Origin of the sequence: Pseudomonas sp. NPDC079367, from assembly GCF_044542195.1 — a bacterium.
Taxonomy (GTDB): Bacteria; Pseudomonadota; Gammaproteobacteria; order Pseudomonadales; family Pseudomonadaceae; genus Aquipseudomonas.
On sequence record NZ_JBITTW010000026.1, the window covers coordinates 1 to 25,566 of the forward strand.

Annotated in this window: 21 protein-coding genes; 10 read left to right on the forward strand and 11 right to left on the reverse strand. The window is 60.8% G+C overall.

The annotated features are described in order from the left end of the window. Positions 1 to 825, reverse strand: an 825-nt coding sequence (locus ACIGDJ_RS18890; RefSeq protein WP_397504590.1) for an ArsR/SmtB family transcription factor, incomplete at its 3' end; no start/stop codon positions are given. A 260-nt stretch (positions 826 to 1,085) separates the two neighbouring features. On the opposite strand from ACIGDJ_RS18890, the gene tkt reads away from it, so the two are divergent. From tkt to fba, 6 genes are all read left to right on the forward strand, one after another. Next, positions 1,086 to 3,083 (forward strand): transketolase, encoded by a 1,998-nt coding sequence (gene tkt / locus ACIGDJ_RS18895; RefSeq protein WP_312999585.1) that lies wholly within the window; start codon positions 1,086 to 1,088, stop codon positions 3,081 to 3,083. Between the two features lie 165 nt (positions 3,084 to 3,248). After that, entirely contained in the window at positions 3,249 to 4,301 is a 1,053-nt protein-coding gene (gene epd / locus ACIGDJ_RS18900) for an erythrose-4-phosphate dehydrogenase (protein WP_312999584.1), read from the forward strand. A 12-nt stretch (positions 4,302 to 4,313) separates the two neighbouring features. Beyond that, complete coding sequence (locus tag ACIGDJ_RS18905) at positions 4,314 to 5,477, forward strand: phosphoglycerate kinase (RefSeq protein WP_090287056.1); 1,164 nt, start codon at positions 4,314 to 4,316, stop codon at positions 5,475 to 5,477. 34 nt (positions 5,478 to 5,511) lie between these two features. Then, positions 5,512 to 5,733, forward strand: a complete 222-nt coding sequence (locus ACIGDJ_RS18910; RefSeq protein ID WP_101161117.1) for a hypothetical protein — start codon at positions 5,512 to 5,514, stop codon at positions 5,731 to 5,733. A 56-nt stretch (positions 5,734 to 5,789) separates the two neighbouring features. Continuing rightward, positions 5,790 to 6,122 (forward strand): MliC family protein, encoded by a 333-nt coding sequence (locus ACIGDJ_RS18915; RefSeq protein WP_093097536.1) that lies wholly within the window; start codon positions 5,790 to 5,792, stop codon positions 6,120 to 6,122. Positions 6,123 to 6,386: 264 nt separating this feature from the next. Further along, positions 6,387 to 7,451, forward strand: a complete 1,065-nt coding sequence (gene fba / locus ACIGDJ_RS18920) for a class II fructose-bisphosphate aldolase (protein WP_008081027.1) — start codon at positions 6,387 to 6,389, stop codon at positions 7,449 to 7,451. Between the two features lie 150 nt (positions 7,452 to 7,601). Here fba and ACIGDJ_RS18925 read toward each other — a convergent pair whose 3' ends face one another. Both ACIGDJ_RS18925 and ACIGDJ_RS18930 read right to left on the reverse strand, forming a co-directional pair. Beyond that, positions 7,602 to 7,964, reverse strand: coding sequence for a DUF6124 family protein (locus ACIGDJ_RS18925; RefSeq protein ID WP_101161116.1), 363 nt, complete (start codon positions 7,962 to 7,964; stop codon positions 7,602 to 7,604). Positions 7,965 to 8,420: 456 nt separating this feature from the next. Next, complete coding sequence (locus ACIGDJ_RS18930) at positions 8,421 to 9,089, reverse strand: polysaccharide lyase family 7 protein (protein WP_101161114.1); 669 nt, start codon at positions 9,087 to 9,089, stop codon at positions 8,421 to 8,423. Between the two features lie 314 nt (positions 9,090 to 9,403). Here ACIGDJ_RS18930 and ACIGDJ_RS18935 point away from each other — a divergent pair, with 314 nt between their 5' ends. From ACIGDJ_RS18935 to ACIGDJ_RS18945, 3 genes are read left to right on the forward strand one after another with little or no spacing between them, the layout of a single operon-like run. After that, a complete protein-coding gene (locus tag ACIGDJ_RS18935; protein WP_101161112.1) occupies positions 9,404 to 11,527 on the forward strand; it encodes a bifunctional diguanylate cyclase/phosphodiesterase in 2,124 nt (707 codons plus the stop codon). 46 nt (positions 11,528 to 11,573) lie between these two features. Next, positions 11,574 to 12,068, forward strand: coding sequence for a M48 family metallopeptidase (locus ACIGDJ_RS18940; protein ID WP_312999573.1), 495 nt, complete (start codon positions 11,574 to 11,576; stop codon positions 12,066 to 12,068). Positions 12,069 to 12,086: 18 nt separating this feature from the next. After that, positions 12,087 to 12,383: a helix-turn-helix domain-containing protein gene (locus ACIGDJ_RS18945; protein ID WP_101161107.1), complete on the forward strand. Its 297-nt coding sequence runs from the start codon at positions 12,087 to 12,089 to the stop codon at positions 12,381 to 12,383. A 113-nt stretch (positions 12,384 to 12,496) separates the two neighbouring features. On the opposite strand, the gene ACIGDJ_RS18950 is transcribed toward ACIGDJ_RS18945, so the two are convergent. Further along, entirely contained in the window at positions 12,497 to 12,949 is a 453-nt protein-coding gene (locus ACIGDJ_RS18950; protein WP_101161104.1) for a GNAT family N-acetyltransferase, read from the reverse strand. Positions 12,950 to 13,204: 255 nt separating this feature from the next. Here ACIGDJ_RS18950 and ACIGDJ_RS18955 point away from each other — a divergent pair, with 255 nt between their 5' ends. Continuing rightward, on the forward strand, positions 13,205 to 13,942 hold the full coding sequence (locus ACIGDJ_RS18955; RefSeq protein ID WP_101161102.1) for an ABC transporter substrate-binding protein: 738 nt from the start codon (positions 13,205 to 13,207) through the stop codon (positions 13,940 to 13,942). A gap of 69 nt (positions 13,943 to 14,011) precedes the next feature. On the opposite strand, the gene yccS is transcribed toward ACIGDJ_RS18955, so the two are convergent. From yccS to betA, 7 genes are all read right to left on the reverse strand, one after another. Beyond that, the gene (gene yccS / locus ACIGDJ_RS18960) at positions 14,012 to 16,204 is read right to left on the reverse strand and encodes a YccS family putative transporter (protein ID WP_101161099.1); all 2,193 of its coding nucleotides are present in this window, start codon (positions 16,202 to 16,204) and stop codon (positions 14,012 to 14,014) included. A gap of 226 nt (positions 16,205 to 16,430) precedes the next feature. Continuing rightward, a complete protein-coding gene (locus ACIGDJ_RS18965) occupies positions 16,431 to 17,609 on the reverse strand; it encodes an NAD(P)/FAD-dependent oxidoreductase (protein WP_397478623.1) in 1,179 nt (392 codons plus the stop codon). A gap of 137 nt (positions 17,610 to 17,746) precedes the next feature. After that, a complete protein-coding gene (gene dbpA / locus ACIGDJ_RS18970) occupies positions 17,747 to 19,132 on the reverse strand; it encodes an ATP-dependent RNA helicase DbpA (protein ID WP_024014613.1) in 1,386 nt (461 codons plus the stop codon). A gap of 80 nt (positions 19,133 to 19,212) precedes the next feature. Beyond that, positions 19,213 to 20,640 (reverse strand): multidrug transporter subunit MdtD, encoded by a 1,428-nt coding sequence (gene mdtD / locus ACIGDJ_RS18975; protein WP_397478622.1) that lies wholly within the window; start codon positions 20,638 to 20,640, stop codon positions 19,213 to 19,215. A gap of 150 nt (positions 20,641 to 20,790) precedes the next feature. Beyond that, positions 20,791 to 22,128 carry a TldD/PmbA family protein gene (locus tag ACIGDJ_RS18980; RefSeq protein WP_101161092.1) on the reverse strand — a complete coding sequence of 446 codons (1,338 nt, stop codon included), beginning with the start codon at positions 22,126 to 22,128 and terminating at the stop codon, positions 20,791 to 20,793. Then, the gene (locus ACIGDJ_RS18985; protein WP_397478621.1) at positions 22,128 to 23,570 is read right to left on the reverse strand and encodes a TldD/PmbA family protein; all 1,443 of its coding nucleotides are present in this window, start codon (positions 23,568 to 23,570) and stop codon (positions 22,128 to 22,130) included. Before ACIGDJ_RS18985 ends, ACIGDJ_RS18980 begins: the two co-directional genes overlap by 1 nt. A gap of 279 nt (positions 23,571 to 23,849) precedes the next feature. Continuing rightward, a complete protein-coding gene (betA, locus tag ACIGDJ_RS18990) occupies positions 23,850 to 25,553 on the reverse strand; it encodes a choline dehydrogenase (protein WP_101161086.1) in 1,704 nt (567 codons plus the stop codon). Between the last annotated feature and the right edge of the window lie 13 nt (positions 25,554 to 25,566).

The following is a 25,566-nucleotide window of genomic DNA, read 5'->3' on the forward strand; positions in this document are numbered from 1 at the left end:
GGCCCAACTCTGGTTGTGGCTACATAACTCTGTCACGAGCAGGCTACCGCCCGGTTGCAGCAGGTCGGCCATGTGCCTGAGCGCATCGGCCGGGGCGGCGAAATGGTGCAACACCATGTTCAACACCACGCAATCGGCCTGAAGGCTTGTGCCGTTCAATGCATCGGCCAATTGCAGGCTGACGTTAGCCAGCTGTTCACGTTCACACACCTGACGCGCCAGTTCGAGCATCGCCGGGCTGTTGTCCAGCGCGGTCACGGTGCCGAAGCGACGGGCCAGTTCCGGCAGAAAAGCACCATCGCCGGGGCCGACTTCAATGGCCGTGGCTGCACCATTGAAGTTCAGTTTGTCGAGCAGGGCCAGCACGCTGTCACGGTATTGCGGCAGGCCTGCGATCAAGTCTTGCTGGGCTCGGAATTTTTCCGCCACCCGGGCGAAAAAGTCCTGACTGGCGGCGGCTCGCTGGCCGTGAACCTGCTCGATGCGCGCTTGCACATCATCAGGCAGGTCCAGATTGTCGACTTCTTCCAACAATGCCGCGTGCAGCTTGCCGCCGAGCAATTCGCTGTGGGGCAGGGCGCGACGATAGAAAATCGCATTGCCTTCACGGCGTGTCGCTACCAGATCGGCTTGTGCCAACACTTTGAGGTGATGGCTCATGCCGGACTGGCCCATGCCGAAAATCTGCGCCAGCTCCAGCACGCCGAACGAATCGTTGGCCAGCGCGCGCAAGACATTCAGCCGCAGCGGATCGCCGCCGGCCTTGCACAGGGCCGCCAGCTCGTCGCAATCGTCATGGCGAATGGAAGGCACGCGTAGGTTCATAGGGCTGGCAGTCTAGAGACGGGGGGATAGCATCGCAAGGCCAATATCAAAAAGTTTTGATATTGCTCGATAAATGGCACTTCTCAGCGCACGGCAGTCTCTACAAAACGAATAGCGGAAAGGTTTCACCAAGCGAAACCTGTGCTATCGATTGGAAAAACGCCTGCCGATGACTATCTGTCATTGCCCCGAGGCGCATGGGTGAGGGAAAATGCCCTCCTTTTTTCCGTTTCAGTCTATTCACACCCAGGAGATCAGCGATGCCTAGCCGTCGTGAGCGTGCCAACGCCATTCGTGCCCTCAGCATGGATGCCGTGCAAAAAGCCAACAGCGGCCATCCCGGTGCCCCTATGGGTATGGCAGATATTGCCGAAGTGCTGTGGCGCGACTACCTCAAGCACAACCCGAGCAACCCGTCGTTCGCCGACCGTGACCGCTTCGTGCTGTCCAACGGCCACGGCTCGATGTTGATCTACTCGTTGCTGCACCTGACCGGTTACGACCTGTCGATCGACGACCTCAAGCAGTTCCGCCAGCTGCACAGCCGCACTCCGGGCCACCCGGAATTCGGCTACACCCCAGGCGTCGAAACTACGACCGGCCCGCTGGGTCAGGGTCTGGCCAACGCCGTCGGCTTCGCGCTGGCAGAAAAGGTCATGGGCGCGCAGTTCAACCGTCCCGGCCACAACATCGTTGACCACCACACCTACGTATTCCTCGGTGATGGCTGCATGATGGAAGGCATTTCCCACGAAGTCGCCTCCCTGGCCGGCACGCTGGGCCTGGGCAAGCTGATTGCCTTCTACGATGACAACGGCATCTCCATCGACGGTGAAGTTGAAGGCTGGTTCACCGATGACACGCCGAAGCGTTTCGAAGCCTATAACTGGCAGGTGATCCGCAACGTCGACGGCCACGATCCGGAAGAGATCAAGACCGCTATCGAAACCGCGCGCAAGAGCGCCCAGCCGACGCTGATCTGCTGCAAGACCACCATCGGTTTCGGTTCGCCGAACAAGCAGGGCAAGGAAGATTGCCATGGCGCCCCACTGGGTGACGCGGAAATCGCCCTGACCCGTCAGGCGCTGAACTGGAACTATGGCCCGTTCGAAATCCCGGCCGACATCTATGCCGAGTGGGATGCCAAAGAAGCAGGCCGCGCGGTCGAAGCCGAGTGGGATCAGCGTTTTGCTGCCTACTCCGCTGCATTCCCGACCGAAGCCAACGAGCTGATCCGTCGCCTGAGCGGTGAGCTGCCGGCTGACTTCTCGGAAAAAGCCTCGGCCTACATCGCCGAAGTCGCGGCCAAGGGCGAAACCATCGCCAGCCGCAAAGCCAGCCAGAACACCCTCAACGCCTTCGGCCCGCTGCTGCCGGAAATGCTTGGCGGTTCGGCTGACCTCGCCGGTTCCAACCTGACCCTGTGGAAAGGCTGCAAGGGCGTCAACGCTGAAGACGCCAGCGGCAACTACATGTACTACGGCGTGCGCGAATTCGGCATGACTGCGATCATGAACGGCGTCGCCCTGCACGGCGGTCTGGTGCCTTACGGCGCCACCTTCCTGATGTTCATGGAATACGCGCGCAACGCCGTACGTATGTCGGCACTGATGAAGAAGCGCGTGATCCACGTCTACACCCACGACTCCATCGGTCTGGGCGAAGACGGCCCGACGCACCAGCCGATCGAGCAACTGACCAGCCTGCGCAGCACGCCGAACCTCGACACCTGGCGCCCAGCCGATGCCGTTGAATCGGCGGTGGCCTGGAAAAACGCTCTGGAACGCAAGGACGGCCCGTCGGCGCTGATCTTCTCGCGGCAGAACCTGCAGCACCAGGAACGCGATGCCGGCCAGATTGCCGCCATCAGCCGTGGCGGTTATGTGCTCAAGGACTGCGCAGGCGAGCCTGAGCTGATCCTGATTGCCACCGGTTCGGAAGTCGGTCTGGCCGTGCAGGCCTTCGACAAGCTGACCGAGCAGGGCCGCAAGGTCCGCGTGGTTTCCATGCCGTGCACCAGCGCGTTCGATGCTCAGGACGCGGAGTACAAGCAGTCGGTTCTGCCGCTGCAGGTCAGCGCACGTATCGCCATCGAAGCGGCCCACGCCGACTTCTGGTTCAAGTACGTGGGTCTGGAAGGTCGCGTGATCGGCATGACCACCTACGGTGAGTCGGCGCCGGCTTCGGCACTGTTCGAAGAGTTCGGCTTTACCCTGGAAAACATCCTTGGTCAGGCTGAAGAGCTGCTGGAAGACTAAGCAGCAGGAATGCGGTGGCTACGGCTGCCGCGTTCTCCTGCAGGAGCTGCCGAAGGCTGCGATCTTTTGATCTTGATCTTGAAAACAAGATCAAAAGATCGCAGCCTCGTTTCACTCGTCAGCTCCTACAGGGGTTGTGTGTCAGTGAATTCTATCGAGAACCCCATGCCTCAACCGCGTCCCTACAAAGTTGCACTCAACGGCTACGGCCGCATTGGTCGTTGCGTCTTGCGGGCGTTGTTCGAGCGCGGCGACAAGGCCGGGTTTGAAATTGTCGCGATCAACGATCTGGCCGACATGGCCAGCATCGAATACCTGACACGCTTTGACTCCACCCACGGCCGTTTTCCCGGCGAAGTGCGGGTGGAAGGCGATTGTCTGCATATTAATGGCGACTGCGTGAAGGTCCTGCGCAGTGCCACCCCCGAAGGCATCGATTGGGCGTCGCTGGGCGTCGATCTGGTGCTCGAATGCTCCGGTGCCTATAACACCCGTGAAGACGGCCAGCGTTTTCTCGACGCTGGCGCGCCACGCGTGTTGTTCTCGCAGCCCATGGCCAGCGAGGCGGATGTCGACGCCACCATCGTTTACGGCGTCAATCAGGACTGCCTGACCGGCGACGAATTGCTGGTGTCCAACGCCTCGTGCACCACCAACTGCGGCGTGCCGTTGTTGCGTCTGCTCGATCAGGCGATCGGCCTCGATTACGTGTCGATCACCACGATTCACTCGGCAATGAACGATCAGCCGGTGATCGACGCCTATCACCACGAAGACCTGCGCCGCACCCGTTCGGCGTTCCAGTCGGTGATCCCGGTGTCCACTGGTCTGGCGCGCGGTATCGAGCGCCTGCTGCCGGAACTTGCCGGGCGAATTCAGGCCAAAGCCGTGCGTGTACCGACAGTCAACGTGTCCTGCCTCGACATCACGATGCAGACCGCCACCGCGACTGACGCCAATGAGGTCAACCGGATCCTGCGCGAAGCCGCCATCAGCGGCCCGCTCAAAGGCCTGCTGGCCTACACCGAGTTGCCGCACGCCAGCTGTGATTTCAACCATGACCCACATTCGGCCATCGTCGATGCCAGCCAGACCCGTGTCTCCGGCCCCAAACTGGTGAACATTCTGGCCTGGTTCGACAACGAGTGGGGTTTTGCCAACCGAATGCTGGACGTTGCAGACCACTATCTGCAAACAGCAACTTCAAAAAAACCGTAGGAAGTGCGACCCATGACCGTGTTGAAGATGTCCGACCTCGATCTGCAAGGTAAGCGCGTATTGATCCGCGAAGACCTCAACGTTCCCGTCAAGGACGGTGTTGTCACCAGCGACGCGCGCATCCTGGCTTCGCTGCCGACCATCAAGCTGGCCCTGGAAAAAGGCGCGGCAGTGATGGTCTGCTCGCACCTTGGCCGTCCGACCGAAGGCGAGTTCTCTGCCGAGAACAGCCTCAAGCCTGTCGCCGACTACCTGAGCAAGGCGCTGGGCCGCGAAGTACCACTGGTGGCCGATTACCTGGGCGGCGTTGACGTCAAGGCCGGCGACATCGTGCTGTTCGAAAACGTGCGCTTCAACAAGGGCGAGAAAAAGAACGCTGACGAGTTGGCCCAGCAATACGCCGCTCTGTGCGACGTGTTCGTGATGGACGCTTTCGGCACCGCACACCGCGCCGAAGGTTCGACGCATGGTGTAGCCAAGTTCGCCAAAGTTGCTGCCGCTGGCCCGCTGCTCGCCGCTGAACTGGACGCACTGGGCAAAGCCCTGGGCGCACCGGCCAAGCCAATGGCGGCCATCGTTGCCGGCTCCAAGGTTTCGACCAAACTCGACGTGCTCAACAGCCTGAGCCAGATCTGCGATCAACTGATCGTCGGCGGCGGAATCGCCAACACTTTCCTCGCGGCGGCCGGTCACCCGGTGGGCAAATCGCTGTACGAACCGGATCTGCTCGACACTGCGCGCGCCATCGCCGCCAAGGTCAGCGTGCCGCTGCCGGTTGATGTCGTGGTTGCCAAGGAATTTGCCGAAACCGCCGAAGCCACGGTCAAGCTGATCGCTGACGTCGCGGCTGACGACATGATTCTCGACATCGGCCCGCAAACCGCAGCCAACTTCGCCGAGCTGCTGAAATCGTCGAAAACCATTCTGTGGAACGGCCCGGTCGGCGTGTTCGAATTCGACCAGTTCGGCAACGGCACCAAAGTGCTTGCTCAGGCCATTGCTGAAAGCTCGGCATTCTCCATTGCTGGCGGCGGCGACACCTTGGCGGCGATCGATAAATATGGCGTGGCTGAGCAAATCTCCTACATTTCCACCGGTGGTGGCGCGTTCCTCGAATTCGTCGAGGGCAAGGTGCTGCCGGCCGTCGAAGTCCTGGAAAGCCGGGCCAAGGCCTGAGGCCGCCCGTTTGGCCAGGCAAAGGAGTGTTCACATGGTCAAGTCGTTAGCGCTGTTGTTGCTGAGCGGTACGCTGGCGGCCTGCGGGAGTACCCCGAAGGCCGACGCGACGCCAGCACCGAGCGAGCCGCACAAGGGCTGTTATCAGGCCGACTGGCAGGCCGAAACCAACCCGGTGCTGAACAAGCGATCCGGGCCGGACGGTCTGGAGAAATACGAGACGCAAAGCCCGGCCAAGGAACATGGTTGTCCTTGACGGGTCTGACTCTTAACTCAGGGCTGGCGGCGTGCGCCGTCAGCCGAGGAACACGGATGAAAGGCTTGATCGCCATTGCGGCGTTGGCATTGTTGGGCGGTTGCGCGCAGTTGAACCTGTTTCAGTCGTCTGCTCCGGCGGACAACTGGACCACCTGGACCTGCGACAGCCAGGCCAAGGTGCTGTGGCGTTACGCCGATGCCGGCCAGAAGGAAGTCGATGTGCGACTGGGCGGCGGCGATCAGGTCTATCGCCTGAAAGAAGAGCCGGGCGCGTCGGGCACGCTGTACAGCGACGGCATGCTGGCGTTCCACGTCAAGGGTGATGAAGGCCTGGTGTACTGGGTCGCCACCAATGACCTGATTGGCCGTGGTTGTAAAGCCGAGTAAGACGATTGATTTGATTCACAGCGATCCAGATGTGGGAGCGGGCTTGCTCGCGAAGGCGGTGGATCAGCTCGCATAAGATGTTGAATGTTTAACCGCATTCGCGAGCAAGCCCGCTCCCACAGTGGTTGTCTGTAGTTCTTGAGATTTTGCATCACCGAATTCGCAGCCCGGGCCTCAACCCCCGATCTGCATTAACTTGAATAGCCGCCGCCGCTCCGGCAGGCTGGCACGATCAACGACCCTCAACCGGGAGAGACACACACAATGGCACTTATCAGCATGCGCCAGATGCTGGACCACGCAGCCGAGTTCGGCTACGGCGTTCCAGCTTTCAACGTCAACAACCTTGAGCAGATGCGCGCCATCATGGAAGCCGCTGACAAGACTGACTCCCCGGTGATCGTCCAGGCTTCGGCCGGCGCCCGCAAATACGCCGGCGCGCCTTTCCTGCGTCACCTGATCCTCGCCGCGATCGAAGAATTCCCACACATCCCGGTGTGCATGCACCAGGACCACGGCACCAGCCCTGACGTCTGCCAGCGCTCCATCCAGCTGGGCTTCAGCTCGGTAATGATGGACGGCTCGCTGGGCGAAGACGGCAAGACCCCGACCGACTACGACTACAACGTCCGCGTTACTCAGCAGACCGTGGCCATGGCCCACGCCTGCGGCGTTTCGGTAGAAGGCGAGCTGGGCTGCCTGGGTTCGCTGGAAACCGGCATGGCCGGTGAAGAAGACGGCATCGGCGCGGAAGGCGTTCTGGATCACAGTCAGATGCTGACCGACCCGGAAGAAGCCGCCGACTTCGTCAAGCGCACTCAGGTCGACGCCTTGGCCATCGCCATCGGCACCAGCCACGGCGCCTACAAGTTCACCAAGCCACCGACCGGCGACGTGCTGGCGATCGACCGCATCAAGGAAATCCACAAGCGCATTCCGAACACCCACCTGGTGATGCACGGTTCCTCCTCGGTGCCACAAGAATGGCTGGCGATCATCAACCAGTACGGCGGCGACATCAAAGAAACCTACGGCGTACCGGTTGAAGAAATCGTCGAAGGCATCAAGCATGGCGTGCGCAAGGTCAACATCGACACCGACCTGCGCCTGGCATCCACCGGTGCGATGCGTCGCCTGATGGCCACCAACCCGAGCGAATTCGATCCGCGTAAATTCTTCGGCGCCACCGTGACTGCGATGCGTGACGTGTGCATTGCGCGTTATGAAGCGTTTGGTACTGCCGGGAATGCTTCGAAGATCAAACCGATCTCGCTGGAAGCGATGTACCAGCGTTATCTGAAGGGTGAGTTGAACGCGAAGGTCAACTAAGCCTGAGTGTTGAGCTGACATGAAAAAACCCGCCGAGAGGCGGGTTTTTTTGTGGGCGTAATTAAACAAATATTTCCGCTATCTCTTCAAGCGTGGGCATGACTGCTGGATTGACGGTGAGCTCGTCGACGAAGAGTCCTTTATCAGTGACTATTCCTTCAGTTCAACGTGATCCAGTGCCTGATTCACTGCCAGTTCACCGAGCATGACGACCTGCGCGATCCCCAGCGCGGTTTTGCGATGCGAGTTGTCGAGCATCGCGGCGAAGTTGTTGAGCATGACGCTGGCTGAGCCCAAGGTTTCGCTGGCGTTGGCCAGCAGGGATTCGGTGTTGTATTTCGGGTTTGCGAAGTACATGGGCTCGGGTTCGTTGGTGCTCGCCATGATAAGGGTGACGGGGTTGAGGTAGTGGTCGAGGGCGCGTTCGGCGGCGTCGTTGAGTTTTTTTGAGTTGAGGGATTCGTATGGCGAGGCCGGGTCGGTGACCGGCGGGTGTGGCGTTGATTTAGTCATTTGCTCGAAACCTGATTGGAGTGCCTCCGCTCTGGCTACTAATCAAAGTGGAGGCAACTGTACGCAGGTTAGTAGACCGGGGTTTCGAGCAAGCCGGCGCACCCGAAGGTGCCCTGCGCACAGCTGCCATCAAGCGCAGGAATCGAAATCCCCGACTGACAGATGCTTGTGCATCACGCTTGAAACCGCGGGCTACTAAACCCGATCACTGGGAATCAGTGACACGAATCAAGTTACCGATGGCCCGCCAGGCGCACAAGCCGGCGAATTCTGGCGTAGTGGTAGGCAACGACGCAAGCTGTTGTAAGCATCCGGAAGTAACCGCTGACAGCTCTAAACAGCGCTGTTTAAAGGTAGGAGCTGCCGAAGGCTGCGATCTTTTGATTCTGTCTTTTTAGAATCAAAAACAAGATCAAAAGATCGCAGCCTCCGGCAGCTCCTACAGTAGGATTTGCGTTACTTGTCGTGATCAATATCCAGTTTGGTAAACGTCACCTGCCCACCCTCGCTGGTGTATCCGGTGTTGTCCTGCACATACACCCCGGCTTTGAAATACAACGGCTTGTCCCGCCAGGTCGCGCTGACCTGTGAATCCCACTGATAACCTGCCGCACTCACGCCCAGCGCCCCGCCGGGGCTCAAGTGGATGAGGTAGTTGAATTCGCGATCGAGCTTGATGCCGGTGGCGAGGGTTATGACGCGGCTTTCTTCGTCATCGGGGCGCATGCGCACTTTGATCACCAGGTTGCCGGTCTCGGTTTTGGTTTTGTATTGGTATTCGAGTTTGACCATCGGCCGCTGGCTCTCGTACGCATGAATCTGGCCGATGACAATCTTGCCCGAGCTGGGCACTTTGTTTACCGCGAGGGTCGCGCGCAGCAGGTTATCGGCGTCCGGGTAGTACCAGTTGCGCAGGGTGCCGTTGCTATAGGTTTCGCGCAGTTCAGTGCGCGGGTACACGGCGTTTTCGGTTTTTGACCCGGTAACCGGGGACCAGAAAAACAAGGTGCCGGTGTCGGAATGGAAGTATTGATCCTTGAAGCCGTTCACCAGTTTTTCGGTTTCGACGGTGTACGGCGGGCTGCCAACGGGAACGCTGAGGTTCCAGGTTGCGAGATCGATCATGTCGGTTCTTCCACTCGATTCATCCTGAACGCGGGTGCCAGAAGCTCTAGCCCGCGCCTTTTTCGGGGCGCCTTTATAAGCGTAGCGGCTATTTTTGTTAATGCCCGTCCGGCGGTTGATTGACGTCAACATCCTGTCGAAATGCCATCCTCCCCGGTTTTCGGGGGCTGTAGCGGTGACCGTTAGTCGGCTCGATGGAACATTGGCCAAATGATGGCGAAGCGGCAGCTTCTGCTTTGCCGCATCCGCGACTAGAGTGAAGGCTCAGTATGTCTATGGTTTTGCCGGCAACCGGTCCCGAAAAGAGAAGCAGCATGGAATGCGCGCAACCCCAGCCAGGTGAAGGCAGCTCGGTCCTTTTGATCGTCGATGATTACCCCGAAAATCTGATCAGCATGCGCGCCTTGCTGCAGCGGCAGGATTGGCACGTGATGACCGCGGCCTCGGGTTTCGAGGCGCTCAACCTTTTGCTCGAACACGATATCGACCTGGTCCTGCTTGATGTGCAGATGCCCGGCATGGACGGTTTCGAGGTCGCGCGGCTGATGCGCGGCAGCCAGCGCACGCGGCTGACGCCCATCATTTTCCTCACCGCCAACGAGCAATCCCAGGATGCCGTGATCAAGGGCTACGCCAGCGGTGCGGTGGATTACCTGTTCAAGCCGTTCGATCCGCAAATCCTCAAGCCCAAGGTCCAGGCGTTGCTTGAGCACCAGCGCAACCGCCGCGCCTTGCAGCGCCTGAGTCATGACCTGGAAGTGGCGCGCGCCTTCAACGCCTCGGTGCTGGATAACGCCGCCGAAGGCATTCTGGTGCTGAGCGAGGACGGCGTGATCCGCTTTGCCAATCCGGCGATTTCGCGGCTGCTCAACGCGCCGGTGAAGGAACTCGAAGGCAAGGAGTTTCTCGATTTCCTGCAGAAACCGCACATTGCGCTGTGGGCCGATTCCGAGTTCTACGCCGGCTACCAGCGCGGCGAAACCCTGCGCCTGCATGATGCATTGCTGCGTACTGCGCCCGGGCAGCAAGTGCCGGTGGCATTGTCCTGCGCGCCGCTGCCCTCGGAGCAGCACGCGATGGTGGTGACTGTGCTGGACATGTCGGTGGTGCGTCACTTGCACCAGCAGCTGGAGTTCCAGGCGGTGACCGACCCGCTGACCGGCCTGCTCAACCGGCGCGGGTTCTACCAGACCGTGGAAAACCTGCTGTTGCGCGGGGAGCGCAGCGACAGCAGTTGGGTGTTGCTCTATCTCGATCTCGACGGTTTCAAGCGGGTCAATGATTCACTTGGGCATGATGCCGGTGACCGTGTGTTGCGCTGGGTCTCCGAACAACTGAAGGCGTGCCTGCGGCCCTTCGATATTCTCGCGCGCATGGGCGGCGATGAATTTACCGCGCTGCTGGATCTGGAGTTTCCCGAGCAAGCGGCGAAAATTGCCGAGAAGCTCATCGAACGGGTGTCGGTCTGTCAGCAGATCGAAGGTCTGGATATTGTCCTTGGCGCCAGCATCGGCATTGCCACCTATCCCGACTGTGGCCGCAATCTTGATGGCTTGCTGCGCGCCTCGGACATTGCCATGTACGAAGCCAAACGTGCCGGGCGTCAGCAATATCGCTTCTATGATCCTGAAATGAACGGCCGCGCACGCTCGCGCCTGATGCTTGAAGACAGCGTGCGCGAGGCCATCGAGAATCGCGATTTCAATCTGGTCTATCAGCCGCAGGTCGCGATTGGCAGTGGGCGGATTCGTGGCTTCGAAGCGCTGCTGCGCTGGCAGCATCCGAGTGTCGGCGATGTGCCGCCGGGGCTGTTTCTGCCGCTGCTGGAAGAGGCACGGTTGATCAGTCGCCTCGGCAGCTGGATCTATCACCGTGGCGCTGGCCAGCGTAAAGCCTGGGAAAGGCTGTTCGCTGATGATCTGGTGCTCGGTGTGAGCCTCAGCAACACCCAGTTCGGCCTGCCGAATCTGGTCACCGAGTTGCGCCAGGTCATGGAGCGCCATGCCCTGCAGCCACGTCAGCTGGAAGTCGAGGTCACCGAAGAAGCTCTGATGCAAAACCCCGATGAAACCCGCAAACAGCTGCGGCTGTTGCGTCATTTCGGCGTGCGCGTGGCGCTGGATGACTTCGGTTCCGGGCCGTGCTCACTGGCGCATCTGCGTGATCTGGAACTGGACACGCTGAAGCTCGACCGCCACGTGATCGCACGCTTGCCGGACTCGCCGCGCGACGCTGCACTGGTGCGTATGGTCATCGACCTGTGCAAGCAATACGGTCTGCTGGTAATCGCCGAAGGGGTGGAAACCGTCGAGCAATATCGGTGGCTGCAAGCCCATGGCTGCGAATACGTGCAGGGCTTTCTGGTGGCGCGACCCCTGGTCGCCGAGGAGGCCGTCCGCTTCGCCGAGCCGTTCGACTGGAGCGCGCTGCCCGGCTGAATTCGCTACACTGGCGCACCATTTTTTCCAACCGTGCTGCCCGCCCATGACTGCGTTGAAGTACCTCCAGGCCTATCCCGAGCGTTTGCAGGATCAGGTGCGCCAATTGATCGCCGAAGGGCGGCTGGGTGATTACCTCGATCAGCGCTATTCGGGGCGACATGACGTGCAAAGCGACAAGGCCCTGTACAGCTACGCGCTGGATCTCAAGCAGCAGTACATGCGTAACGCGCCGGCCATCGACAAGGTGCTGTTCGACAACCGCCTCGACCTGACCCACCGCGCCCTCGGTCTGCACACCACGGTTTCGCGAGTGCAGGGCGGCAAGCTGAAGGCCAACAAGGAAATCCGCATCGCCTCGCTGTTCAAGGACGCCGCGCCGGACTTTCTGAAGATGATCGTGGTGCACGAACTGGCGCACTTCAAGGAATCAGACCACAACAAGGCGTTCTATAAATTGTGCGAGCACATGTTGCCCGGGTATCACCAGATCGAGTTCGATCTGCGCGTGTACCTGACGTGGCGGGATATGCAGGTTTAACCAATCAGGAAGATGTGGATGGACGTCAGCAAGACCAAGAGCAGTTTCTACCGCCGTTTATACGTGGCTTATCTGATCGATAGCGGCCTGGCGCCAAGTGTGCCGACGCTGACCGAAGTCACCGGCATGCCTCGACGCACGGCGCAGGACACCATCGCCGCGCTGGCCGATCTGGATATCGTTTGTGAATTCGAACAGGAACAGGGCGCGCGCAATCATGCCGGGCGCTATCGAATTCGCGAATGGGGGGCAATTGATCGCGGGTGGATCGAGCGCAATTTGCGGCAAATAAAAGCGGTGCTGGAATATCCGTGATGTCTGCAGTACCTGAGACTGACGTCTTCGCGAGCTAGCCCGCTCCCACAGTGGACCGGCTTCTGCAGTCAGAGCATGGTCAAATGTGCGCGCGAGCTTGCTTGCAAAGGGCCTCAGGAGCGACGCATTCCGATGTGGGGAATGCCATCCTCCAGATACTGCTCACCCGCCACTTCAAAGCCGTACCTACCGTAATACCCCTGCAAATGCGCCTGCGCCGATAGATAGATTGGCACCTGCGGCCAATGCTTTTGCGCCTGTTTCAGCGCTTGTTCCATCATTGCGTGGCCCAGCCCTTTGCCCCGACCGGCAGGCGCGGTGATCACACGGCCAATCACCACGTCGCCGCCCTGGGATTCCGGATCGAGCAGGCGCAGATAAGCCATCAACTGATCGTCCTCCCAGCCCATCAAATGGTAGGTATCGCCTTCCAGATCCTGGCCGTCGAGGTCCGGATAGGCGCATTTCTGTTCGACCACGAACACGTCCGATCGCAGCTTCAGCAGCGCGTACAGCTGCTCTTTACCCAGATCGCTGTGATGTTTGCAGATCCACTCGATTGTCATTTTTCGATTCCTTGAGCATGTGGCCCGATACTAAGCGCACTGGCTCCGTCTGTCTGTATGGCGCAACAGTCTGTGATAAAGGTCAAAATGCCATCATTCCTTTCGCGCGGCGCCTGCGACTTTGTGTAATCTGCTGAAAAGCGCTGGGCACTGGCTCGCATGAGCCAATGTCCAACGGTTGGGTGTTGCCGGTAAGGGGCCTTGGGTTTTTGGCGTGAAGACGCGTCGGGCGGTGCCCGCTGAGGATGTTCAAGCATGCTGCGATTGCTTCAAGCCGTTGCGTTGATCGGACTGCTGTCGCTCGGCCAGGATGCTGCAGCGCAGAAGCTGCGGCTGGCGTTCGATAACTGGCCGCCGTTTACCGACGATGCGCTGGTCAACGGTGGACTGGCTACCGATATTGTCAGCACCGCACTGGCTCGCGCCGGTTATGCCAGCGGGTACGAGCAAGTGCCTTGGGCACGGGCGTTGCTGGGGATTGGCGAAGGACGTTACGACGTGCTGGTCAACGCCTGGTACAACGACGAACGCACGCAGATCGGCCAGTTCTCCGGCGAGTACCTGATCAACCGCATTCGCTTTCTCAAGCGCAAAGATGCACCTATTGACTACAGCAACCTTGAGCAACTGCACACCTATCCTGTTGCAGTGGTGCGCGGGTATGCCTATTCCGCACCGTTCGATGCCGACACGGCGATGCAGAAAGTGCCTGTGCATAACTTCGCCATGGGCGTGCGCATGCTTGCGGCGGACCGGGTCAAGCTGACGCTGGAAGATGAGTATGTGGCCAAGTATTACCTGGCACGTGAATCGGCCAAGGTACGCAATTCGGTGGAGTTTTTACCCAAGCCGCTGAGTGAGAACAGCCTGCATATTCTGGTCAGTCTGAAAAATCCGCAGCATGAGCAGATTGTCGCCGGGTTTGATCGGGCGATTGCAGCGATGAAGGCTGACGGGACATATGACAAGTTGCTGCGGCGCCATGGCATGTGAGGCTGATCCAGCATCTGCTGTGCGGCTGGTGGCCCTTTGGCGAGCAAGCCCGCTCGCGAAGGCGCTCTTTCAGCCAGCGCTGACCTCACTGGTGTCCTTGATCAAATGCGCCGCCAACGTGCGAAGCGGCCCCAGCTGCCGGCAAATCAGCGCCAATTGCGTCTGCACCAACCGCTGCCCTTCATCAATCTCGTCCGGCATCTGCTCCAGCTCATTGGCCAGCGCTTCCTCTTCATCACTCTGAATGGCAATCGGCTGCTTGCTGGCCAGGCCTTGGGCGATTTCGTCGATGCTGGTCGCCAGTTTCACCCCGGCGCCTTCGATCAGATGCTCACGCACTTCGGCTGGCAACTGCGTCTCGCGGTGGGCGCCCAGGCCTGAGAGGTAACTGAGCAACGTGTGCGACAGCACCAGAAAACGGAAGCCGACATCCGCCTCCTTACGGAAATGCCCCGGCTCCATGAGCATGTTTGCCAGGGTCGTCGACAATGCCGCATCGGCGTTGTGCGCGTTGCGTCGGGCGAGGCGATAGGCGAGGTCGTCGCTCTTGCCGGCGGCGTATTGCTGCATGATCTGGCGCAGGTAGATGCTGTTGCAGGTCAGTGTGTTGGCCAGCACTTTGTTCAGGCGCCGACCCTGCCAGTCCGGCAGGAACAGGAACACCGCCAGCCCCGCAATCAGGCTACCCAGCAACGTATCGAACAGGCGCGGCAGGAACAGCCCGTAGCCATCGCCGACCTGATTGAAGCAGAACAGCACCATGATGGTGATCGCTGCAGTCGCCAGGGTATAGCGGGTCGTGCGGTTGGTGAAGAACACCACGCCGGCAGCGATGGCGAAGCACGATTGCACCACCGGGCTGGGAAACAGATCGAACAGCGCCCAGGCCACCGTCAGGCCAATGGCCGTGCCGATGATCCGCTGGCCGAGCTTGCGCCGGGTGGCGCCGTAATTCGGCTGGCAGACGAACAGCGTGGTGAGAATGATCCAGTAGCCTTGCGACGGGTGGATGAGGTGCACCATGCCGTAGCCGATGCTCAGCGCCAATGGCAGGCGCAGAGCGTGGCGGAACAGCAGCGAGGTCGGCGTCAGTTGCGTGCGCAGGCGAATCCACACGTCCTTGAGATTGCGCGGTGAGCGGTCGAGCAGGCTGCTGTCGGTCGCATCAGCGAGGGCATCCGGATTGCTCGCATCGCTGAGCAAGCGGTCGAGGGTGCCGAGGTTGGCCGCCAGTGCGCGCAGCGAGCGCAGCAGCCCGCGCCATGCCGGGTTGCTCTGGATGCGCAAGTGTTCGAGGGAGGCATGCAGGTCGTTCAGGGCTTCGGCGAAACTGGCGTCATAGATGAACGGCTGGCGCATCTGGATCGATTCGGCCAGGGCGCGGCAGGCCTTGCCTTGCTGGCGCAGCAGGCGCTGGCAGCGGAACAGCACGTCACTGTGGAAGAACGCCTCGGCCAGTGCGTTGTAAGGGTAGTGCGAGGAGCTGGCGCGTTCGTGGATGTCCTGGGCAAGGAAGTACAGCTTCAGATACCGGCTGACTTTGGAGCCCGGCCGACCGTTGCCGACCCGGTGCAGGATGATTTCCTTGGCTGTGTTCAGTGCGGCGACCACGCGCCCATTCTGCTGCGCCAGTTCCAGACGGCGGGCTTCGACGTCCATTTGCCGGATGGGCTCGAACAGCGAGGATTTCAGCTTCAGGTAAAGGCCCAGTTCGCGGAACAGCCGCGCCAGACTCTGCTGCACCGGCTGATTGGAAAACAGCGCCTGCCACAGCACCGAGAGCAAGCCGTACCACGCCGCGCCGGCGACCAGCAGCATCGGTTCGTGCCAGAAATCGGTAACCGCGCCGCCGCGCTGATCGACGCCGATCATCGTGTACACGGAAAGGATCAAGGTTGCCGAAGCGATCGCCCCATAACGCTCGCCCAGCGCACCGAGCATGGTCAGCCCGAAACTGGCCAGCGCCAGGGCTACGGCGAAAATGATCGGGTAGGGGAAGAGCAATTCCACCGACAGCGCGGCGATGCTGAAACACACCAGCGTCACCGCCAGAGCGTTGAGACGACCCTGCCAACTGTCATCGGTCTCGGCCAGGGCGCTGGCGATGATGCCGAGGAACAACGGGATCAGCAGGCCCATTTCATCCTGATGCCAGCACAGCGCCATGCTGCCGGTCAGGGCGATGAATACCCGCACGCTGTAACTGAATTTATCCAGCGCCCACAGGCGCCGCAAAGACTGACGAAACGAGGTCGAGGACATGAAGTGCGAAGGCCTTCCGAGGCGATGCCGCTAAATTGAGCCAGTAATGACGCCGACGCAATGGCGCCGAGCACATCTGACAGCAAAAAGTGTTCCTGACTGCATCACACGGAGCAAATGTGGGAGCGGGCTTGCTCGCGAAAGCAGAGTGTCAGCCAACGATGATTTTGAATGACACACCGCATTCGCGAGCAAGCCCGCTCCCACGGTTTTGATTTGCGCTGGATCAGACGTACTGCGCGGCGGCGTAGCCCGAGGCCCATGCCCATTGAAAGTTGAACCCGCCCAGATGGCCGGTGACATCCAGCACTTCACCAATGAAATACAGACCCGGGCTTTTCAGCGATTCCATGGTTTTGGACGACACTTCACGGGTATCGACGCCACCCAGGGTCACCTCGGCCGTGCGATAGCCTTCGGTGCCTGCCGGCACGACTTTCCAGCTGCCCAGTTTGTCGGCGATCTCGGCCAGTTCGGCGTGGGTGTACTGTTTCATCGGTTTGGAGACGAACCAGTTGTCTGCCAACAGATTGGCCATCTTCTTGGTGAAGATTTCGCCGAGCAGCGTCTTCAGCTCGCTGTTCGGCCGTTCGGCCACTTGCTGCTGCAGCCAGCTTGCGGCGTCGTAATCCGGCAGCAGATTGATTTCCACCGTATCGCCCGACTCCCAGAACGAGGAAATCTGCAGAATCGCCGGGCCACTGAGGCCACGGTGAGTGAACAGGATGTTTTCGCGAAAACTCTGCTCGTTGCAGCTGACCAGGCAATCCACCGAAGTGCCGGACAGCTCGGTACACAGTTCCTTGAGCTGATCGGTGATGGTGAACGGCACCAGCCCGGCGCGGGTCGGCAGCAACTCATGGCCGAACTGTTTCGCTACCTGATAGCCGAAACCGGTGGCGCCCAGCGTCGGGATCGACAAGCCGCCGGTGGCGATCACCAGTGACTGGCACTGCACCTGGCCCAGAGTGGTGTCGAGCAGGTAACCGCTGTCGACTTTCTCGATGGTCTGGATCGATGTGTCCAGATGCAACTCGACGCCGGCCTGATCACATTCATCGAGGAGCATTTCGAGGATGTCGCTGGACTTGTTATCGCAGAACAGCTGGCCGAGTTTCTTCTCGTGGTACGGAACGCCGTGTTTACCGACCAGACCGATGAAATCCCACTGGGTGTAACGCGCCAGAGCGGATTTGCAGAAATGCGGATTCTGCGAGAGGAAATTGCTCGGCTCGGTGTACATGTTGGTGAAGTTGCAGCGGCCACCGCCCGACATGAGGATTTTCTTGCCAGCCTTGTTCGCGTGATCGAGCAGCAACACCTGACGCCCGCGCCCGGCGGCGGTCAGTGCACACATCAACCCAGCGGCGCCAGCGCCAATGATCACGACTTCGGTAGAGCGCAAAACGGTGTCCTCTGAAATGTCACCACAAAACGAACTGTAGGAGCTGCCGCAGGCTGCGATCTTTTGATCGTGCTCTTAAAAAACAAAGTCAAAAGATCGCAGCCTGCGGCAGCTCCTACAGGGGAGTTACGTTGTTCTTACAAAATGCGTACGCGCAACGAGCGGCCCTTGATCTTGCCGTCATTCAAACGCTGCAGGGCCTGCATGGCCACGGTGCGTTCCACGGCAACGTAGGCCTGGAAATCGAAGATCGCGATCTTGCCCACCTGCGCGCCGGGAATGCCGGCTTCGCCCGTCAACGCGCCAAGAATGTCGCCCGGACGCACTTTGTCTTTACGGCCGGCGCCGATGCACAGGGTGGTCATCGGCGGTTGCAGCGGCGCCAGGCCCTGGGACTTGAGATTGTCGATCTGATCCCAGTTCAACGGCGCCTTCTGCAATTGTTCGATGGCTTGCGCGCGGTGCGCTTCGGATGGCGCGACGAGGCTGATGGCAATGCCTTTCTCGCCAGCCCGACCGGTACGGCCGACGCGGTGGATGTGGATTTCCGAATCGCGGGCCAGTTCGACGTTGATCACCATGTCCAGCGCATCGATATCCAGACCACGGGCGGCGACGTCGGTGGCGACCAGTACCGAGGTGCTGCGGTTGGCGAACATCGCCAGCACCTGATCGCGGTCACGCTGTTCCAGATCGCCGTGCAGGCCGACCGCCGAAATGCCTTTGGCGGTCAGGTGATCGACGGTTTCCTGCACCTGCTGCTTGGTGAAGCAGAACGCCACGCAGGACGCTGGACGGAAGTGATGCAGGACTTTGGTCACCGCGCTCATGCGCTCTTCCGGGGAAATCTCGTAGAAGCGCTGCTCGATCTGCGTGTCGTCGTGGAAGGCTTCAGCCTTGACGGTCTGCGGATCGCGCATGAATTTCGAGGCCAGTTGCTTGATGCCCACCGGGTAGGTGGCGGAGAACAGCAGAGTCTGCCGGCGCTCCGGGGTCTTGATGATGATGTCTTCGATGGCGTCGTAGAAACCCATGTCGAGCATGCGGTCGGCTTCGTCGAGGATCAGCGTGTTCAGGCCATCGAGCACCAGCGAACCCTTGCGCAAGTGCTGCTGAATGCGCCCCGGGGTGCCGACGATGATGTGTGCGCCGTGTTCCAGCGAAGCGATCTGCGGGCCGAACGACACGCCGCCGCACAGGGTCAGGACCTTGATGTTGTCTTCGGCACGGGCCAGACGGCGGACTTCCTTGGCGACCTGGTCGGCCAGCTCGCGGGTCGGGCAGATCACCAGCGCCTGACAACCGAAGTAGCGCGGGTTGATCGGGTTGAGCAGGCCGATGCCGAACGCAGCGGTCTTGCCGCTGCCGGTCTTGGCCTGGGCGATCAGGTCCATCCCTTTGAGGATCACCGGCAAGCTCTGCGCCTGGATCGGCGTCATCTGGGCATAACCGAGTGATTCGAGGTTAGCCAGCATGGCGGCGGACAGCGGCAGAGTATTAAAAGCGGTGGCGATGGTGGTCACGGGACTGGCCTGCAAAACAAAATGTCGCGCAGTGTAGCAGCCCCGTGCCCGTTTCCTCGACAGTTCTGGACGAACAGCGATTAATGTTCGATGTGCTCCTGCGGCCGTTTCGCCCGGCGCCCGTCTTCCTTCGACAGCTGCGAGAAGATCGTCGCCGCCAGCATCGCCATCACCCCGACCGTGACGAAGGTCAGCTGGAACGCACCGAGCACGGTTTCCACGCCATCGTTGCCGACTTTCGCGGTGAAGCCGCCGAGCAGCGCGCCGGCGCAGGCCACGCCGAGGCTCAGCGACAACTGCGCCACCACCGACAGCAAGCTGTTGCCGCTGCTGGCGCTGGCATCATCGAGATCGATCAGGGTTACCGTGTTCATCGCGGTGAATTGCAGCGAGTTGATCGCACCCAGCACTGCCAGCAGGCACAGCAGCAACCAGTACGGCGTCTGCTCGCTGACCAGACCCATGCTCGCCAGCATGATCCCCAGCGCCAACGTGTTGCCGGTGAGCACGATGCGATAGCCAAGGCGTTCGATCAGCGGCCGCGCCACCCACTTGGCGACCATCGCCGCCGCGGCCAGCGGCAACATGCTCATCCCGGCTTGCGACGGCGAATAGCCCAACGCCACTTGCAACAGCAGCGGCACCAGAAATGGCAAAGCGCCGCTGCCCAGTCGCGCGAACAGGTTGCCGAGAATGCCGACGGCGAAGGTGCGGGTCTTGAACAATGACGGCGCGAACAACGGGTTTTCGATGTGCCCGGCGCGCAGCCAGTACGCCGCCAGACAGGCCATGCCGGCGAACAGCAGCAACATCACCCGCAGGTGCGGCAGGTGCAGTTCACCAAGGCCTTCCATGGCGATGGTGATGAGGATCATCGCCGCGCCGAACAGCAGAAAGCCGAGGCTGTCGAAGCGCGTGCGCTCCGTGCCGCGCAGGTCGGGAATGAATTTCCACACTGCATAACAACCGATGACGCCGACCGGCAGATTGATCAGGAAGATCCAGTGCCACGTCACGTATTCCACCATCCAGCCGCCCATGGTCGGGCCGATGAGTGGGCCGAGCAGGCCGGGAATGGTGATGAAACCCATGATTCGCACCAGTTCCGAGCGCGGATAGGCGCGCAGCACCACCAGCCGCCCGACCGGTAGCATCAGCGCACCACCGAGGCCTTGAATGACGCGGGCGCCGATGAGCATGCCGAGGCTGCTGGACAACGCACAGAGCAGCGAGCCAAAACTGAACAGCAGGATCGCGCCGAAGAAAATCTTCTTGGTGCCGAAGCGGTCGGCAATCCAGCCTGACGCCGGGATCAACAGAGCCACGGTGAGCATGTAGGCGATGATCACGCCCTGCATGCGCAACGGGTCTTCGGCCAGATCGCTGGCCATGGCCGGCAGCGCAGTGTTGAGGATGGTCCCGTCGAGGGACTGCATGAAGAACGCAATGGCGACGACCCACGGCAACCAGCGGGCGGTGATGGCGTCGAGAGGTGGGCGGTTGGGCATGGAACCTCTGTTGTTGGAGTTAATGCATGTCCATTGTCTAGCGCAGTCAGTGTGGGAGCGGGCTTGCTCGCGAATGCAGTTTTTCAGTCGACAGACAGGGTGACTGATACACCGCGTTCGCGAGCAAGCCCGCTCCCACAGGTTTTGCGTTTACAGGGTCAGGGTCAGTCGGCTGACCAGCGCCCCCGGCAACAGCGATGACGAGGTGTTGCGCTGGCTGTACGTGCTCGCCGACAACAGCAATTCGCGCTCGGCAGTCAACGCTTCCAGCTGCGAGCCGAGCAGGTTGTAGGCGCTGTCGTCGAAACGCATGGTGCTGACCGGCGCCTGGATCTCGCCATTCTCGACCCAGAAGGTCGCGAAACGGGTCATGCCGGTCATGCGCGCCGCCGGTTGATCCGAGTAGTTCAGGTACCACAGGTTGCTGATGTACAGCCCGGTGCCCAACTGCTTGAGGATCTCTTCTTGCGACAGATCACCGGCGGCCATGTTCAACGCACTGGGCATCTCGCCGCCGCCCGCACCGTTGGCCGCCAGGCCGTATTCGGCAGCGCTGCGCGAACCGACCAGTTGATCGCCGGCCCGTCCTTCGATGATCAGACGCAGATCGCTGCGCGGATAACCTTCGGCGGAAAACGCCGGGCTCAGCGATTCGCTGACTTTTTCATCCAGCGACAGCAATGGGCTGAATGTCTGGTCGCCGACGTAGAGCTTCTGCAGTGGACTGCTTTTGCTGGCGATCGATTGCGCCGAGAACCCGCCCCAACTGAGCATGCCCATGATTTCTTCCAGCGCTGCCGGCGCCAGATAGGCGCGGTACTGACCCGGCGCCAGAGTGCGTAACGGTCGGCCGAGAAACTCCAGCTGTTCGCGGGCCAGGGCGAAACGCCGGGCGAAACCCTCGTCGCTCCAGTCGTGCCCCGCGTAGCTGGCCTTCACCGCTTCGCCATTTTCGTGGAACAGGCTGAAGTCGAAATTGAAGCTGTTGGCTTCATGCCAGCCGAACGCGCCGGCGGAACTGGCGAAACCGCGACTGATCGGACCGGCAGCATAAAAACCGACCAGATCGAGACCTTCAGCGGCGGCACAGATTTGCCCGACGACATGTTCGGTGTCCGGCAGCGGATGCGCTTGTACGTGTGTGCTCTGCCAGCTGTTGTGATTGAGCAGCAGGTACGGATCCTGCGGCAGCAGCGGCAGGGTTTCGCGCAATTGTTGCAGGCCTTCAGCGAGCCGTTGCAGATCGGCTTCCGGATCCCCGGACAAGGTGATTTGCAGGTCGGCATGGCGACCGTCGTCGATCAGTTTCAGGCCAACGTTGGCCTGCTGCACTTGCCCGGCCTGGCGCACCTTGGCGTGATTGAAACGCACGAATGCCGAGGCTTCGGCGGCGTAGCTGAGCGTGAACTGTTCCGGCTCGCGCACGCTGTCGCGCAACCAGTTGACCATGACCTTGAAGGCGTCGGACTGACGCTTCGAAATGCTCATCAGGCGTCTCCCCCAAACACATCAATGTTACTGAATACGCAGGCCGGCGAAGCGTGGCCGACGCGAATCACCTGGTTCGGTTCGCCCTTGCCGCAGTTCGGCGTACCCAGCACCTTGACGGTGTTGGCGTCGCCGACGGCGCGCAGGCTTTTCCAAAAGTGCGCGGAAATGGCCCGGTAGTTGGGATTTTTCACCACGCCTTTAAGTTCACCATTCTCGATCAACTGGCCCCATTCGCAGCCGAACTGGAATTTGTTGCGCGCATCGTCAATCGACCATGAACGGTTGGTGCTCATCAGAATGCCGTGTTCGATACCACCGATCATCTGCTCCAGCGTCTGATCACCCGGCTCGATGTTGAGGTTGGCCATGCGGTCGATCGGTGGCCGGTTCCAGCCGCAGGCGCGGCTGTTGGCAACGCCATCGAGGCCGGCGCGATATTGCGACAGCGCGCCGCCCAATGGCCGCAGCAGCAGGCCGTCGCGAATCAGGAATTGTTTGCTGGCCGCACTGCCGTCGTCGTCATGGCCATAGCTGGCGAGTTCTTCCGGGATGCCCGGATCGAAGGTCACGTTGAGCAGCTTCGAGCCGTATTGCAGGCTGCCGAAGTCGCTGGCTTTGACGAAACTGGTGCCGGCGTAATTGCGCTCATCGCCCAGGATCCGGTCGAGTTCCAGCGGGTGGCCGATGGATTCGTGGATCTGCAGCATCATTTGATCGGGCATCAGCAGCAGGTCGCGCGGGCCTTGCGGGGTGTTTGGCGCGAGCAGCAGTTGCAGGGCCTGATCGGCGACTTGCGGACCGGCACCGACCAGGCCGCAACGGCTGATGACATCGGCGCCACCCTGCTGGCCGAAGTTCTCGCGGCCGAGGCTGCGGGTCTGGCTGTCGTTGCCGTCGTAAGCGGTGACGTCGAGGCTTGGATAAACGAAGCGCTGCGCTTGGCGCAATTGGGCCCCGGCGCTGCTCAGGTAAATCTGTTCAACGTGGGTAATGCCAATGCTCACCTGCCAATTGACCAGGCGCTCATCCTTGGGCACCGAGGCGGATTCCGCACCAAGCAGATCGAAGCATTCGCTCAGTGACGGGAAGGGCTGTTCGAGGTTGGGTGAAAAATAATCAGCGCGGTCGCTGGAAAGCGGCTGCTCGCGCAGATCGAGCAAGGCGTGCGGCTTGAGGCGGCGGGCCTGTTGCTCGGCGCGTTCGAGGGCGGCTTGCAGGCCTTGTTGCGAGAGGTCATTGGTCGCCGCGTAGGCTTCGACGCCGTTGACGCGCACGGTGAGCATCGCCCCCTCATCGCGGCTCAAACTCGGCGGTTCGGCGACGTTCTTGCGCACCGACAGGTACTGCCCTGACTCGCGTACATACCGCAGGGAAAAAAATTCAGCGCCCGTGCGCAAGGCAGCGAAGCGCTGCTTGAGCTGGGGGTGGAAATCGAACATTCGTGAACCTCCTTGTAATGGAGTAGCGGCATGGCGACAGCGGGGAGGGGGTAATACGGTTGCGCGAGGTCTAGAGTAGGCCTGCGTGGGGGGAGGATCAAGTGAAGAGGGGTGTATGGGGATTTACTGCGCAGCAGGGGAATTTGTGCTGAATGTGAGGGCCCCTTCGCGAGCAAGCCCCTCCCACAGTAGATCTTCAGTGAACACAAAATTTGTGAACACCAGGATCCAATGTGGGAGCGGGCTTGCTCGCGAAGGCCGCGCCTCGGTATTACGGTTTTATTGAGTAACCGGGGTGATATCACGCATCGGCTTGCCTTTGACCGGCGCGCCGTTCGCGACGTAGTAAGCGGCATTGCTGCGCGGCAGCGGCTTGCGGCCACGGATCCTGTCGGCGATTTTCTCGGCCATCATGATCGTCGGTGCGTTGAGGTTGCCGGTGGTGATGATCGGCATGATCGAGGCATCGACCACGCGCAGGCTCTGCATGCCGTGCACACGGCCTTCACCGTCGACCACCGCCATCTCGTCGGTGCCCATCTTGCACGAGCAGGACGGGTGGAACGCGGTTTCAGCGTGCTCGCGGATGAACTTGTCGAGCTGCTCATCGGTTTGCACGTCAATGCCGGGGCTGATTTCGCGGCCACGGAACGCGTCGAGTGCCGGCTGCTGCATGATTTCCCGGGTCAGGCGGATGCCATCGCGGAATTCCTGCCAGTCCTGCTCGGTGGCCATGTAGTTGAACAGGATGCTCGGGTGCTGGCGCGGATCCTTGGATTTGACCTGGATGCGGCCACGACTCGGCGAACGCATGGATCCCATGTGCGCCTGGAAACCGTGCTCTTTCACACCGTTGCTGCCGTTGTAGTTAATCGCCACCGGCAAGAAGTGGTACTGGATGTTCGGCCATTCGAATTCCGGACGCGAACGGATGAAACCGCCGGCCTCGAACTGGTTGCTGGCGCCGATGCCGGTGCCGTTGAACAGCCACTCGGCACCGATGGCCGGCTGGTTGTACCAGAGCAACGACGGGTACAGCGAGACCGGTTGGGTGCAGGCGTATTGCAGATACAGCTCGAGGTGATCCTGGAGGTTTTCACCGACGCCCGGCAGGTCGTGGACCACCGGGATGTCGAGGCTTTCCAGCAGTTTCGCCGGGCCGACACCGGAGCGCTGCAGAATCTGCGGCGACGCGATGGCGCCGGAGCACAGCAGGACTTCCTTGCGCGCCTTGGCTTCGACGCGCTCTTCAGCGTCGCCGATCAGATAACGCACGCCGACTGCACGCTTGCCTTCGAAGAGAATCTTGTCGGTCAGCGCGTGGGTGACGATGGTCAGGGTCGAGCGCTTTTTGGCGACGTCGAGATAACCACGGGCGGTGGAAGCACGACGGCCGTTCGGCGTCACGGTGCGGTCCATCGGGCCGAAGCCTTCCTGCTGGTAACCGTTGAGGTCTTCGGTGCGCGGATAACCGGCCTGCACGCCCGCTTCAACCATGGCGTGGAACAGCGGGTTGTTGCCGGCTTTCGGTGTGGTCACGCTGACCGGGCCGTCGCCACCGTGGTAATCGTTCGGGCCGATGTCACGGGTTTCGGCTTTGCGGAAATACGGCAGGCAATCAAGGTACGACCAGTTTTCCAGGCCCGGCAGTTTCGCCCAGCCGTCATAGTCCATGGCGTTGCCACGGATGTAGCACATGCCGTTGATCAGCGACGAACCACCGAGGCCCTTGCCGCGACCGCACTCCATGCGGCGACCGTCCATGTGTGGCTCTGGATCGGTTTCATAGGCCCAGTTGTAGCGGCGGCCCTGCAGCGGGAACGCCAGCGCGGCCGGCATTTGCGTGCGGAAGTCGTAACGGTAATCCGGACCGCCGGCTTCGAGCAGCAGAACGGTGACGCCTTCGTCTTCAGTCAGACGGGTCGCCAGGGTGTTACCGGCCGAGCCGGCACCGATGATGATGTAATCGAATTCTTGGGACATTGAATGCACCCTC